This window comes from Pseudomonas sp. OST1909 (genome assembly GCF_015277575.1).
GTDB lineage: Bacteria > Pseudomonadota > Gammaproteobacteria > Pseudomonadales > Pseudomonadaceae > Aquipseudomonas > Aquipseudomonas synxantha_A.
The window spans coordinates 1,691,521-1,704,071 of the sequence record NZ_CP063780.1; the positions used below are offsets into that span (position 1 = coordinate 1,691,521).

Here is a 12,551-nt window from a genome sequence, read left to right on the forward strand (position 1 = left end):
CCGCGCGCGAGGGTTTGGCAGTGGTTACTTTTTCTTCTTTGTCGGAGCCGGGCAATCGGCTTCAACGAACTTGACCGAAGCCACGGGGCGGTTGGTCTTGTTCTCGGTGATTTCGTAGCGCATTACAGCACCCTTTGCCATCAGTTCGCGGTAGCCTGGGTTGGTGCAGACGCTGCGGCCGAGCTGGAAATACACAGCCTTGGGGTTGGCACGCATCTGTTCGGCACGATCAGGCTGAACGCTGAGGTGATCGATCAGCTGCATACCTTCAACGGTGTAGGCCACTTCCAGGGTCTTTTCATCAATTTCCCGGGGCAGGTCCTTGTTGCTTTCGGCCGCGACGCTTTGCAGCTTCCTGTTCATTTGAGCCTCCAGCAGCGAGGCCGCGTGGGCGCCCATAGGCAAGACCAACGCTATGGCGAGGGATGGGGCAACAAGGCGCAGCATGGAACGCAGCATGAAACTCTCCTGATTCGGTTACTGGTGCATAGACCAGCCACTGCGCTGTGCGTTCAGTGGCGCGCAATTATAGGTGAGCCCTTGCCACTACAGCCAGGCGTATCGCTGGTAAACTGCGGGACTTCTGTTTTTCACGAGTTTCTCCCGTGTCGATTCCCTTTTCTTCGCCGCGTGCCCGATGAGCCACGCCGTTTCCCGTTTGCGTGCTCAGCGTCTGGCGCGTGCCGTCAGGCCGTTTCTTAATCGTGGTTCCCGAGCTGAGCGTTGCCCCGGCTGTCGGGTAATTCCCGAGTACTGCTTATGTGCCTGGCGGCCCCAGGTACAAGCCAAGTCGGCCATGTGCCTGTTGATGCATGACGTTGAGCCGATGAAACCCAGCAACACGGGTTGGCTGATCGCTGATGTCATACACGACACCACTGCATTCGCTTGGTCGCGCACCGAAGTCGACCCCGATTTGCTCAGGTTGTTGGCCGATCCGCAGTGGCAGCCATATATTGTCTTCCCCGGTGAATTCGTGGCACCGGAACGGGTGGTCAGTGAAGTGCGCATGGAGGAGGGCAAGCGCCCGCTGTTCATCCTGCTGGACGGCACCTGGAGCGAAGCGCGCAAGATGTTTCGCAAAAGTCCCTACCTTGAGCATTTGCCGGTCCTGAGCCTGGCCCCTGAGCAGTTATCGCGCTACAAACTGCGGCGTTCCAAGCGTGATGACCATTTCTGCACCGCCGAGGTGGCGGCACTGTGTCTGGAGTTGGCCGAAGACGTGGCCGCCAGCGAAGTGCTGGATGCCTATCTCGATGTATTCAGCACCCATTACCTGGCTGCCAAGTTCCAAATGCCGCTGGACCCGACGGACGTTGTGCATACTCGCCTTGCACCCTACATCCCGGCGGTATAACCAGACGACGTTTGCATGATGGCACCGTAAACCTGCAACCCGCTAAAATGCCCGCGGGCGTAGTGCTTGACCCTCCAGGCTACGCTGGTCATGCTGGGCGCCGATTGGGGCGCAACCGTGAATGCTCGACGTCGTTTCATGTGCTTTTGACGTTGAGCAGGCCCTGTGGCGATAGCTGCCAGGCCGTCGCCTTGTGTATTGGTGAGCCCTGAACCATCAGGGCTGCCATAAAAAACAGGATCATTTAACCAATGGCCACATACGAAATCCTGATAGCCGATGACCATCCGCTGTTTCGCAGCGCTCTGCATCAGGCAGTCACCCTGGGGCTTGGCCCTGATGTTCGCCTGGTCGAAGTGGCCAGCATCGCCGAACTGGAAGCTCGTCTCACCGAAAAATCCGACTGGGACCTGGTGCTGCTCGACCTGAACATGCCCGGTGCCTACGGCTTTTCCGGGCTGGTGCTGCTGCGCGGGCAATACCCGCAGATCCCCGTGGTGATGGTCTCGGCCCAGGAGGAAGCCGACGTGGTGGTGCGCTCCAAGGAGTTTGGCGCCAGTGGCTTCATTCCCAAGTCCAGCGCGATGGAAGATATCCAGAAAGCCGTGCGCGCGGTATTGGACGGCGATGTGTCCTGGCCGCCCCAGGCGTTTGAACAAATCAACGTGTCCGACGAAGCCAAGGCCGCCCGTGATGGCCTGGCCAGTCTCACACCCCAGCAGTTCCGGGTGCTGACCATGGTCTGCGAAGGTTTGCTGAACAAGCAGATTGCCTACGAATTGAGCGTGTCGGAGGCGACCATCAAGGCCCATGTCACGGCGATTTTCCGTAAGCTGGGGGTGCGTACTCGGACCCAGGCGGCGTTGCTCTTGCAACAACTTGAGTCAATCTCGCAACATTAAGTTACAGCCGCTTCACGCTTTTTTGACTTTGCGTGATCTAGCTTCCCCACTTCTTTGGTTCAGTTGCCTACATCTATGTCGCCTTTCAAGGGTCAAACCGGTATCAAACGTATCTTCAATGCAGGGGGCTATTCCCTGGATGGTCTGCGCGCAGCTTTCACCGGCGAGGCGGCGTTCCGTCAGTTGGTGTTGTTGAACGTCATCCTGATCCCTTTGAGCTTTTTCCTGCAGGTCAGCCGGGTCGAGCGGGCACTGCTGATTGCGGTGTGCCTGCTGGCGTTGATTGTCGAGTTGCTCAACTCTGCGGTAGAAGCGGCCATTGACCGTATTTCCCTGGACCGCCATCCGCTGTCGAAGAACGCCAAGGACATGGGCAGCGCCGCGCAATTTGTGGCACTGACCATGATCACCCTGGTGTGGGCTGTGATTCTGATCTGACGATCAGGCGATACTCGGCAGTACGATCTCGTCGCTGCGCTGCACCCCAGCGGTGAAGGCGCGGCACAGTTCGAGAAACTCGCGCATCGCCGAGGTCTGGTATTTCTGCTTATGCCAGATGAAGTAGAACTGCCGGGCCAGGTCCAGGTCCGGGGTTTCCACCGGTACCAGGCTGCCGCGGCGGAACGCGTCGCGCAGCGCCAGCCGCGAAATGCAGCCGATCCCCAACCCCGACTCCACTGCCCTCTTGATCGCCTCGGTGTGTTCCAGTTCCAGACGGATATTCAGCGCGCTGCGATGATGGCGCATGGCCTGGTCAAACGTCAGGCGCGTGCCCGAGCCTTGTTCGCGCAGGATCCACGCTTCGTGGGTCAATTCGTCCATGGTGGCCACGCCACGCTTGGCCAAATGATGCTGCGGCGCACAGAACACCACCAGCTCATCTTCTACCCACGTCTGCACCTCGATATCCGGGTGGCTGCAGTCGCCCTCAATTAGACCCAGGTCAATTTCGTAGTGCGCTACCTGATGCACGATATGTGCAGTGTTCTGCACATGGAGTTTCACCTGGCTTTCGGGATGCTGCTGCATAAAGCTGCCAATCAGCAGCGTCGCCAGGTAATTGCCGATGGTCAGCGTGGCGCCGACCGCCAGGGAGCCGAAGCCGGACTTGCCGTTGAGCAGGTCCTCGATCTCTTTGGCCTGGTCCAGCAGTGCAACCGCCTGGGGCAATAGCTGGTGACCGAGGGCGTTGAGACTCAGGCGTTTGCCGGCGCGGTCGAACAATTGGCAGCTGGATTGACGCTCCAGCTCGGTGATCGACGTGCTGGCGGCGGATTGAGATAAGGCCAGAAGGCCAGCAGCGCGAGAGACGCTTTCCTGCTGGGCGACGGCGACGAAAACTTGCAGTTGACGGAGAGTAAATCGCATATCGATATAACCGATAACCCTTATCTTAATAATCCAGTTAACAGATATTGTCGCCGCCATTAGAATGCTGTGCAATTGCGCATCCTTACCTTTGGCGCAGACCCATTTCCAGGAGTCCCCCGTACATGAGCAACATGAACCACGAGCGTGTCCTCAGTGTTCATCACTGGAACGACACTCTGTTCAGCTTCAAGTGCACCCGCGATCCGGGCCTGCGCTTCGAGAACGGTCAGTTCGTGATGATCGGCCTGCAACAGCCCAACGGCCGCCCGCTCATGCGCGCTTACTCGATTGCCAGCCCGAACTGGGAAGAGCATCTGGAATTCTTCAGCATCAAGGTGCCGGATGGCCCGCTGACTTCCCAATTGCAGCACTTGAAGGAAGGCGACGAGATCATCATCAGCAAAAAACCGACGGGCACCCTGGTGCTTGACGATTTGAAGCCGGGCAAACACCTGTACCTGCTCAGCACCGGCACTGGCCTCGCCCCATTTATGAGCGTGATCCAGGATCCGGAGACCTATGAGCGTTTCGAAAAAGTGATCCTGTGCCACGGCGTACGTTACGTCAACGAAGTCGCCTATCGCGAATTCATCACCGAGCACCTGCCGCAGAACGAATTCTTCGGCGAGGCCCTGCGTGACAAGTTGATCTACTACCCGACCGTGACCCGCGAGCCGTTCGAAAACGAAGGCCGCCTGACCGACCTGATGCGCAGTGGCAAGCTGTTCAGCGACATCGGCCTGCCACCGATCAACCCCGAAGACGACCGCGCCATGCTGTGCGGCAGCCCAAGCATGTTGGATGAGACCAGCGAAGTGCTGAACAGCTTCGGCCTGAAGGTTTCGCCGCGGATGCGTGAGCCGGGTGATTACCTGATCGAGCGTGCGTTCGTCGAGAAGTAATACCGCGTCAGTAAGCAGATCAAAATGTGGGAGGGGGCTTGCCCCCGATGGCGGAGTGTCAGTCACTGCATCTGGTGACTGACCCACTGCTATCGGGAGCAAGCCCCCTCCCACATTCAGTCTCCGGTTTATCCGGCGGGAACCACTTCCAGCACACAAATCATCCCGGGTTCCGGGTAGTGCCAGCGCACATCCACATCCCAGAATTGCGCACCGTATTCCCGTTCCGACGTAGGAACCTGATACGCCGGCCGCGGATCCTGCGCCAAACACTGCTCAATCAGTTCCACCAACGGCTCGCCGAGGCGTTGAGCGTGGCCTTGCGCCTGTTGCAGCGCCGTCTTCAGCCACTGCACCGCAATCAGTTGCGGCGCGCTGCTGGCGATGCTGTTGGTAGCGCTGTCGACAATGTCGGCATAGGGCACATATGGCTTGATATCCAGCACCGGCGTGCCATCGAGCAAGTCGATCCCGGAAATCCACAGTCGCCCCGGTTCCACCTTGTCCAGCTTGACCACCGATTGGCCAATGCCGTTGGGTCGATGGGTTGCACGGGTGGCAAACACGCCCATGGACGTATTGCCGCCCAGGCGTGGCGGGCGCACTTTCAGGCGTGGCTTGTCTTCAAGGGCCTGATGAAACAGGAACAGCAACCACACATGGCTGACCTGTTCCAGCCCCTGCACCGCCTCGCCCTGGTCGAACGGCGCCACCAACTCCAGTACGCCACGGGCAGCCGGTGCCAGTTGCGGTTGGCGCGGGATGGCGAACTTCTCCTTGAAGCAGGAGCGTACGAAACCGACGGGCGAGACCTGGTAACTCATGGCTTAGGCACGGACCCGCAAGGTCAGGCCCTTGAGGAAGTTACGCAGCAACTGATCACCACAGGTGCGGTAGTTGGTATGGCCGAACTTGCGGAACAGCGCGCTCAGCTCTGGCTTGGACACCGGGAACTCCGCTGCCTTGAGGATGGCATGCATGTCGTCTTCCTTGAGTTCGAAGGCCACGCGCAGCTTTTTCAGGATGATGTTGTTGGTCACCGGCGTTTCGATCGGCTGCGGTGGACGGCTTTCGTCCTTGCCGCGCTTGAAGATGACCAAGCCATCGAGGAAGTGAGCCATGACTTCATCCGGGCAGAACACGAAGCCTTCTTCCTCATCTTTCTTGAGGTAGGTCAGCAGGTCTTCCTTGGTCACGTCCATGCCGCCGAGCTTGATGATCTCGACCATCTTGTTGTCGCTGATGTCGAGCATGTAGCGCACGCTGCGCAGTACGTCGTTGTGAATCATGGTGAGCAATCCTGCTATTGAACTGATGACGCCGCCCAATCAGGCGGTGTCGGGAAAAGGGGAACGGCTTAGAACTTCTCTTTGCCGGACAGGTAGCGCCATTGGCCCACTGGCACCTTGCCAATGGACACACCGCCGATGCGGATGCGGCGGATGGCGATGACTTTCAGGCCAACGGCTTCGCAGAACAGTGCGATCACGCCGGGTTGCGGGTTTTTCATCGCAAAGCGCAGGCGGTTTTCGTTCTGCCAGCTGGCTTTCACGGCGGGCAGTTCCTTACCTTTGTAGGTCAGGCCGTGGTTCAGGCGGTTGAGGCCGTGGGCAACCATGTCGCCTTCGACTTCTACTACGTATTCCTGCTCGATCTTGGCGGCATCGGCGGTCAACTTGCGCAGAATCTTCCAGTCCTGGGTGAACACCAGCAAGCCGCTGGCCTTGGCTTGCAAGTCGGCGCTGGCGGTCAGGCGCAGGAAATGCCCCTTGAGCGGGCGCTTGCTGAAGCGGTGTTCTTCAGACAAGGTTTCGGCGCTGATCGTGGCCATGGCGGTTTCAGCGTCCATACCTGCCGGCGCGTGCAACAGAATGGTCACCGGCTCTGGCGGGGTGGCTTTGGCCTCTGGGTCCAGCTCGACTTTTTCGGTTGTGACCTTGAACTGCGGCTCGTCGATCACTTCGCCGTCCACCGAGACCCAGCCGCCTTCGATAAACAGCTCAGCCTCCCGACGGGAGCAACCGACCAGTTCGATAAGGCGTTTGGAGAGGCGTATGGGGTCAGTCATGACAAGGGCCGTAACAAAAGGGGGCGGCTATTGTACCTGCCTGGCGCCGGTTAATCCCGAGCCCATTTCATTTAGCCCTGGCGCGCCTGTTGTTGCAGCTGGCGCAAACGCATATGCAGCAACGGGTAAGGCTGCCCAAGGCCATCATGCTCCGTGCGTCCGATCACCTCGAAGCCCTGCTTGAGGTAAAAGCCCAGCGCCTGGGGGTTCTGCTCGTTGACGTCCAGTTCCTCGGCGTTCAGGTGTTCGATGGCATAGCCCAGCAATTGCCGGCCCAGGCCCTGGCCACGGTGTTGCGGGTCGATAAACAGCATTTCCACCTTGCCGGCCACCACCCCGGCGAACCCGGTGATGCGCTGGCGCGAGTCCTTGGTGCAGATCAGCATCACCGCATCCAGGTAGCGGGTCAGCACCAGGTTTTTCAACAGGTCGATATAGCTGTCCGGCAGGAAGTCGTGGGTGGCGCGTACCGAGGCTTCCCAGATCTGCGCCAGGCGCGGGTAGTCGCTGGATTTAGGCGTATGGATGACCGAATGCTGTCGCATGACCGCTGCCTCTTGGCGTTATTGGCGCTGATGAGCAAAACGATAGACCTAAAAAAGCCCCGCATCTTGTCAGAGGCGGGGCTTTTTCAAAATATTACGCAAACACGCTTCAGTCGCGCTTTTCAGCCCACAAGTCGTACTCGTCGGCGTCGGTCACGGTGCACCAGACCTTGTCGCCCGGCTTCAAGCCGCTGGCATCGTCAATAAACACGTTGCCGTCGATTTCCGGTGCATCGAAAAAGCAGCGGCCAACGGCGCCTTGCTCGTCAACTTCGTCGATCAGCACTTCGATTTCCTTGCCGATGCGCAGTTGCAGGCGTGCAGAGCTGATCGCCTGTTGGTGCGCCATGAAGCGCTCCCAACGATCTTGCTTGACGTCGTCCGGCACCACGGCCAGGTCCAGCAGGTTGGCCGGAGCGCCTTCCACCGGCGAGTACTGGAAGCAGCCGACGCGGTCCAGCTGCGCTTCGGTCAGCCAGTCGAGCAGGTACTGGAAGTCTTCTTCGGTCTCGCCGGGGAAGCCGACGATGAAAGTGGAACGGATGATCAGCTCCGGGCAGATCTCGCGCCAGTTCTTGATACGCGCCAGGGTCTTGTCTTCGAACGCCGGGCGTTTCATTGCCTTGAGCACTTTGGGGCTGGCGTGCTGGAACGGGATGTCCAGGTACGGCAGGATCTTGCCGGCGGCCATCAACGGGATCAGCTCGTCCACGTGCGGGTACGGGTAAACGTAGTGCAGGCGCACCCACACGCCCAGGCTGCTGAGGGCTTCGCAGAGTTCGGTCATGCGGGTTTTCACCGGCGCGCCGTTCCAGAAACCGGTGCGGTATTTCACGTCGACGCCGTAGGCGCTGGTGTCCTGGGAGATTACCAGCAACTCCTTGACGCCGGATTTGACCAGGCGCTGGGCCTCGTCGAGCACGTCACCCACCGGGCGGCTTACCAGTTTGCCGCGCATCGACGGGATGATGCAGAAGCTGCAGCTATGGTTGCAGCCTTCGGAAATCTTCAGATACGCGTAGTGGCGTGGGGTCAGCTTGATACCTTGAGGCGGCACCAGATCGATCAGCGGATTGTGATCCTGGCGTGGCGGTACCACGTCATGCACGGCGTTGACCACCTGCTCGTACTGCTGCGGGCCGGTCACAGCCAGCACGCTTGGGTGCACGTTGCGAATATTGCCTTCTTCCACACCCATGCAGCCGGTGACGATGACCTTGCCGTTTTCCTTGATGGCTTCGCCGATCACTTCCAAAGACTCGGCCTTGGCCGAATCAATAAAGCCGCAGGTGTTGACCACCACCACATCGGCGTCCTGGTACGTGGACACGACGTCATAGCCTTCCATACGCAGTTGCGTGAGGATGCGCTCGGAGTCGACCAGAGCCTTCGGGCAACCCAGGGAAACAAAGCCAACCTTGGGGTTGGCTTTTGCGATGGTGGTGGACATGTCTAACCTCGGTATTGAATGACGCTGCCGGTCGTGCACGACAAGGCAACGGATGGACGCTTGTTGCGCCTCTGATCAAAAAGTGCGCAATTCTATCGGCGGGCAGCGCACTTGACCAGCTTTATGCAGGGAAATGCGACGAGTGCTGCGCTATGCTTCGCGCCGTTGCGCACGGGTAATGCCCTTGGGTCAATAAAACGTCTGTTTCGAGAAGTAAAACAGCGCATGCTAGGGTCAGCTTAGTCGTGCTGTTTATAAAAGACCTTGGGTCAAAGGGCAGGAGTGGTTGATGGGTCAGGCAAGTAGTCAGGCAGCAGGTGCCGAGCATTCAAACGCCAAACCGATTGGCATGCTGGTGGCGGCAGTCGGGGTGGTTTATGGCGATATCGGGACCAGCCCGCTCTACACCCTTAAAGAGGTGTTCAACGGCGGTTACGGAGTACAGGTCAACCATGACGGCGTGTTGGGGATCCTGGCGCTGATCTTCTGGTCGCTGATCTGGGTGGTGTCGATCAAGTACATGTTGTTCGTGCTACGTGCCGACAACCAGGGCGAGGGCGGCATCATGGCGCTCACGGCGTTGGCGCGGCGGGCAGCCGGGGAGCGCGCTAAATTGCGCAGTTTCCTGGTGGTGTGCGGCCTGTGTGGCGCGGCGCTCTTTTATGGCGACAGCATGATCACCCCGGCGATTTCGGTATTGTCGGCCATTGAAGGCCTGGAACTGGCGTTCGACGGCCTGGAAAAATGGGTGGTGCCCATTGCGTTGATCGTGCTGGTGGCGCTGTTTCTGATCCAGAAACACGGCACCGATCGTATCGGCAAGCTGTTCGGCCCGGTGATGGTCACCTGGTTCCTGGTGTTGGGCGGTCTCGGGGTGTACGGCATTCTGCAGCAGCCTGAAGTATTGAATGCGCTGAACCCTGCATGGGGCGTGCGCTTCTTTATGGTTCACCCCGGCATCGGCGTGGCAATTCTTGGCGCGGTGGTGCTGGCCTTGACCGGCGCCGAAGCGTTGTACGCCGACATGGGCCACTTCGGGCGCAAGCCTATCGCCCGTGCCTGGTTCATCCTGGTGCTGCCGGCGCTGGTGCTCAACTATTTCGGCCAGGGCGCGATGCTGCTGGGCGATCCGGAGGCCGCGCGCAACCCGTTTTACCTGCTGGCACCGAGCTGGGCGCTGATCCCGCTGGTGGGCTTGTCCACCCTGGCGACCGTGATCGCGTCCCAGGCAGTCATTTCCGGTGCGTTCTCGTTGACCCGCCAGGCGATCCAGTTGGGTTACATCCCGCGTATGCACATCCAGCACACTTCGAGTGCCGAGCAAGGCCAGATCTACATCGGCGCCGTGAACTGGTCGTTGATGGTGGGCGTGATCCTGCTGGTGCTGGGCTTCGAATCTTCCGGTGCCCTGGCGTCGGCCTACGGCGTAGCGGTGACCGGCACCATGCTGATGACCACCATCCTGGTGTCGGCGGTCATGCTGTTGCTGTGGAAGTGGCCACCAGTGCTGGCGGTGCCGGTGTTGCTCTGCTGCTTGCTGGTGGACGGTCTGTTTTTCGCCGCCAACGTGCCCAAGGTGATCCAGGGCGGCGCGTTCCCGGTACTGGCGGGGATCGTGTTGTTCGTGTTGATGACCACCTGGAAGCGCGGCAAGCAATTGCTGGTCGAGCGCCTCGACGAGGGTGGGCTGCCATTGCCGATTTTTATCAGCAGCATCCGCGTGCAGCCGCCTCATCGCGTGCAGGGCACGGCGGTGTTCCTGACCGCGCGCCCGGATGCGGTGCCCCACGCGCTGTTGCATAACCTGCTGCACAACCAGGTGCTGCATGAGCAGGTGGTACTGCTGACGGTGGTCTACGAAGACATTCCACGGGTGCCTGCCGCACGGCGTTTCGAGGTGGACTCCTACGGCGAAGGCTTCTTTCGCGTGATCCTGCATTTCGGGTTCACCGATGAGCCGGACGTGCCCGAAGCGCTGAAGCTGTGTCATCTGGATGATCTGGATTTCAGCCCGATGCGCACCACCTATTTCCTCAGCCGCGAGACCGTGATCGCCTCGCGCATCAAGGGCATGGCGCGCTGGCGCGAAACCTTGTTCGCCTTCATGTTGAAGAACGCCAACGGTAACCTGCGCTTCTTCAAGCTGCCGGTAAACCGTGTGATCGAGCTGGGCACCCAGGTCGAAATGTAAGGCGCTGCATAACGGGAGCCGGCAATCGGCTCCCGCTTTCCTTTCTGAACCCTGTGCAATCGATGGTTGTCGACTAGGCTCTAAACACTGTTGAACAGTGCCCATAGAACCCAGAAGAGGTGCGCCATGAGTCAGCTGCTCGAACCCTATACCCTGCGCCAATTGACCCTGCTCAACCGCATCGCGGTCTCGCCGATGTGCCAATACTCCAGCGACGACGGCCTGGCCAATGATTGGCACCTGGTGCATCTCGGCAGCCGAGCCGTGGGGGGCGCGGGGCTGATTTTCACCGAAGCCACCGCCGTGACGGCTGATGGGCGTATCACCGCCCAGGACCTGGGCCTGTGGAACGACGCCCAGATCGAGCCGCTGCGGCGTATCACGCGCTTTATCGCGGCCCAGGGCGCGGTGGCGGGTATTCAACTGGCCCATGCCGGGCGCAAGGCCAGCACCCATCGTCCCTGGATCGGCAAACATGGCAGTGTCAAGCCGGAGGAGGGCGGGTGGGTGCCGGTGGGCCCTTCGCCGATTGCCTTCGACCCCAATCACACCCAGCCCAAGCAATTGGACGAAGGGCAGATCCAGCAAGTAATCGCCGACTTTGTCGCTGCCGCCAAGCGTGCCTTGACCGCAGGTTTTGAAGTGGTGGAAATCCATGCTGCCCATGGCTACCTGCTGCACCAGTTTCTCTCGCCCATCAGCAACCAGCGTCAGGACCACTACGGTGGCTCGTTCGAAAACCGCATTCGCCTGGTGCTGGAGGTGACCAAGGCCGTACGTGCGGCCTGGCCTCAGGAGTTGCCACTGTTTGTGCGGGTATCGGCTACCGATTGGGTCGAAGACGGATGGAACCCGGATGAAACCGTGGAGTTGGCGCGCCGCCTCAAAGAACTGGGCGTCGACCTGATCGACGTGTCCTCTGGGGGCACCGCCGCCAATGCCGAGATCCCCACCGGCCCGGGCTACCAGACGCGCTTCGCCGAGCGCGTGCGCAAGGAATCAGGCATCGCCACTGGCACGGTTGGCATGATTACCGAACCGGCCCAGGCCGAGCATATCCTGCGCACCTGCCAGGCCGACATCATCTTCCTGGCCCGTGAACTGCTGCGCGACCCGTACTGGCCGCTGCATGCCGACGATGACCTGGGCGGGCGCAAGGCTATCTGGCCGGCGCAGTACCAGCGGGCAACCCATCGGGACCAGCCGATCCATGAATCGGATCTGCGCGATTGATCCCGCGCACAGTTAGGTCGAACCCACCCTGATACGGTGGGTTTTTTCTTGCGGTTGCCAGAACTTGCGTCCTGTATCGACCACGGCGTAAGCAAGCGCTGTAGGGTTTTATTACCGAGGCCATTTTTTTAAGTGAATACTCTAAAAAAATCCCACGTGCCACGAGATAGTTTCTAAGCTTAGGGTAAGCCTGGTTCCTAGCCCAGGGAGGTAGGCCGCTTGACCACGAAAGCGTTGTGCTTCGGGGGAGTTTGGAAATGGGCACCAGGAGTATTTGACTGATATCAGGAGTAGTGGTCCATGGCCAAATCCTATGGCGTAGCGGGTGCGATGGCGTCTTTTCTGAGCCGCCGGATGTCATTGCGGGGTCGAAGGTTGAGTTCGGATGAAATGGAGTTGCTGGCCCAGTACCGGGCGCTGACCGAGAGTGATCAGGTGGCGATGCGGTATCTGATTGGCGCGATGAAAAGCGTATCGCGGTTCTAAGCCACCTGCGATCATTCCCACGCTGCGACGTGGGAATGATCAGGCG

The 12,551-nt window shown here is 59.7% G+C and carries 14 protein-coding genes; 7 read left to right on the forward strand and 7 right to left on the reverse strand.

The genetic code is table 11. The features are described from left to right. Positions 1-24: 24 nt before the first annotated feature. Positions 25-459 (reverse strand): PA3611 family quorum-sensing-regulated virulence factor, encoded by a 435-nt coding sequence (locus IH404_RS07350; RefSeq protein WP_005785460.1) that lies wholly within the window; start codon positions 457-459, stop codon positions 25-27. A gap of 178 nt (positions 460-637) precedes the next feature. Between IH404_RS07350 and IH404_RS07355 the strand changes: the two genes are divergently transcribed. From IH404_RS07355 to IH404_RS07365, 3 genes are all read left to right on the forward strand, one after another. Then, complete coding sequence (locus tag IH404_RS07355) at positions 638-1,357, forward strand: tRNA-uridine aminocarboxypropyltransferase (RefSeq protein ID WP_122736060.1); 720 nt, start codon at positions 638-640, stop codon at positions 1,355-1,357. A 251-nt stretch (positions 1,358-1,608) separates the two neighbouring features. Continuing rightward, complete coding sequence (gene erdR, locus IH404_RS07360) at positions 1,609-2,259, forward strand: response regulator transcription factor ErdR (RefSeq protein ID WP_032877498.1); 651 nt, start codon at positions 1,609-1,611, stop codon at positions 2,257-2,259. A gap of 75 nt (positions 2,260-2,334) precedes the next feature. Further along, the gene (locus tag IH404_RS07365; RefSeq protein WP_003189051.1) at positions 2,335-2,697 is read left to right on the forward strand and encodes a diacylglycerol kinase; all 363 of its coding nucleotides are present in this window, start codon (positions 2,335-2,337) and stop codon (positions 2,695-2,697) included. A 3-nt stretch (positions 2,698-2,700) separates the two neighbouring features. On the opposite strand, the gene IH404_RS07370 is transcribed toward IH404_RS07365, so the two are convergent. Then, positions 2,701-3,627 (reverse strand): LysR family transcriptional regulator, encoded by a 927-nt coding sequence (locus tag IH404_RS07370; RefSeq protein ID WP_003189054.1) that lies wholly within the window; start codon positions 3,625-3,627, stop codon positions 2,701-2,703. Positions 3,628-3,752: 125 nt separating this feature from the next. Here IH404_RS07370 and fpr point away from each other — a divergent pair, with 125 nt between their 5' ends. Then, positions 3,753-4,532, forward strand: a complete 780-nt coding sequence (gene fpr / locus IH404_RS07375; RefSeq protein ID WP_003189055.1) for a ferredoxin-NADP reductase — start codon at positions 3,753-3,755, stop codon at positions 4,530-4,532. A 128-nt stretch (positions 4,533-4,660) separates the two neighbouring features. Here fpr and tsaA read toward each other — a convergent pair whose 3' ends face one another. The 5 genes from tsaA to rimO all read right to left on the reverse strand — a co-directional run bounded on the left by tsaA (position 4,661) and on the right by rimO (position 8,583). Then, positions 4,661-5,356: a tRNA (N6-threonylcarbamoyladenosine(37)-N6)-methyltransferase TrmO gene (gene tsaA / locus IH404_RS07380; RefSeq protein ID WP_005785467.1), complete on the reverse strand. Its 696-nt coding sequence runs from the start codon at positions 5,354-5,356 to the stop codon at positions 4,661-4,663. A 3-nt stretch (positions 5,357-5,359) separates the two neighbouring features. Continuing rightward, on the reverse strand, positions 5,360-5,821 hold the full coding sequence (locus IH404_RS07385; RefSeq protein WP_005785469.1) for a DUF1456 family protein: 462 nt from the start codon (positions 5,819-5,821) through the stop codon (positions 5,360-5,362). Positions 5,822-5,889: 68 nt separating this feature from the next. Next, positions 5,890-6,600: an rRNA pseudouridine synthase gene (locus IH404_RS07390; protein WP_005785471.1), complete on the reverse strand. Its 711-nt coding sequence runs from the start codon at positions 6,598-6,600 to the stop codon at positions 5,890-5,892. A 71-nt stretch (positions 6,601-6,671) separates the two neighbouring features. Then, on the reverse strand, positions 6,672-7,145 hold the full coding sequence (locus IH404_RS07395) for a GNAT family N-acetyltransferase (RefSeq protein WP_005785473.1): 474 nt from the start codon (positions 7,143-7,145) through the stop codon (positions 6,672-6,674). A gap of 109 nt (positions 7,146-7,254) precedes the next feature. Then, complete coding sequence (gene rimO, locus IH404_RS07400; protein WP_169899532.1) at positions 7,255-8,583, reverse strand: 30S ribosomal protein S12 methylthiotransferase RimO; 1,329 nt, start codon at positions 8,581-8,583, stop codon at positions 7,255-7,257. 301 nt (positions 8,584-8,884) lie between these two features. Between rimO and IH404_RS07405 the strand changes: the two genes are divergently transcribed. The 3 genes from IH404_RS07405 to IH404_RS07415 all read left to right on the forward strand — a co-directional run bounded on the left by IH404_RS07405 (position 8,885) and on the right by IH404_RS07415 (position 12,505). Further along, positions 8,885-10,786: a potassium transporter Kup gene (locus IH404_RS07405; protein WP_005785476.1), complete on the forward strand. Its 1,902-nt coding sequence runs from the start codon at positions 8,885-8,887 to the stop codon at positions 10,784-10,786. 126 nt (positions 10,787-10,912) lie between these two features. Continuing rightward, the gene (locus IH404_RS07410; protein WP_194440210.1) at positions 10,913-12,019 is read left to right on the forward strand and encodes an NADH:flavin oxidoreductase/NADH oxidase; all 1,107 of its coding nucleotides are present in this window, start codon (positions 10,913-10,915) and stop codon (positions 12,017-12,019) included. Positions 12,020-12,319: 300 nt separating this feature from the next. Continuing rightward, complete coding sequence (locus IH404_RS07415) at positions 12,320-12,505, forward strand: hypothetical protein (RefSeq protein ID WP_005785481.1); 186 nt, start codon at positions 12,320-12,322, stop codon at positions 12,503-12,505. The last annotated feature ends 46 nt before the right edge of the window (positions 12,506-12,551 follow it).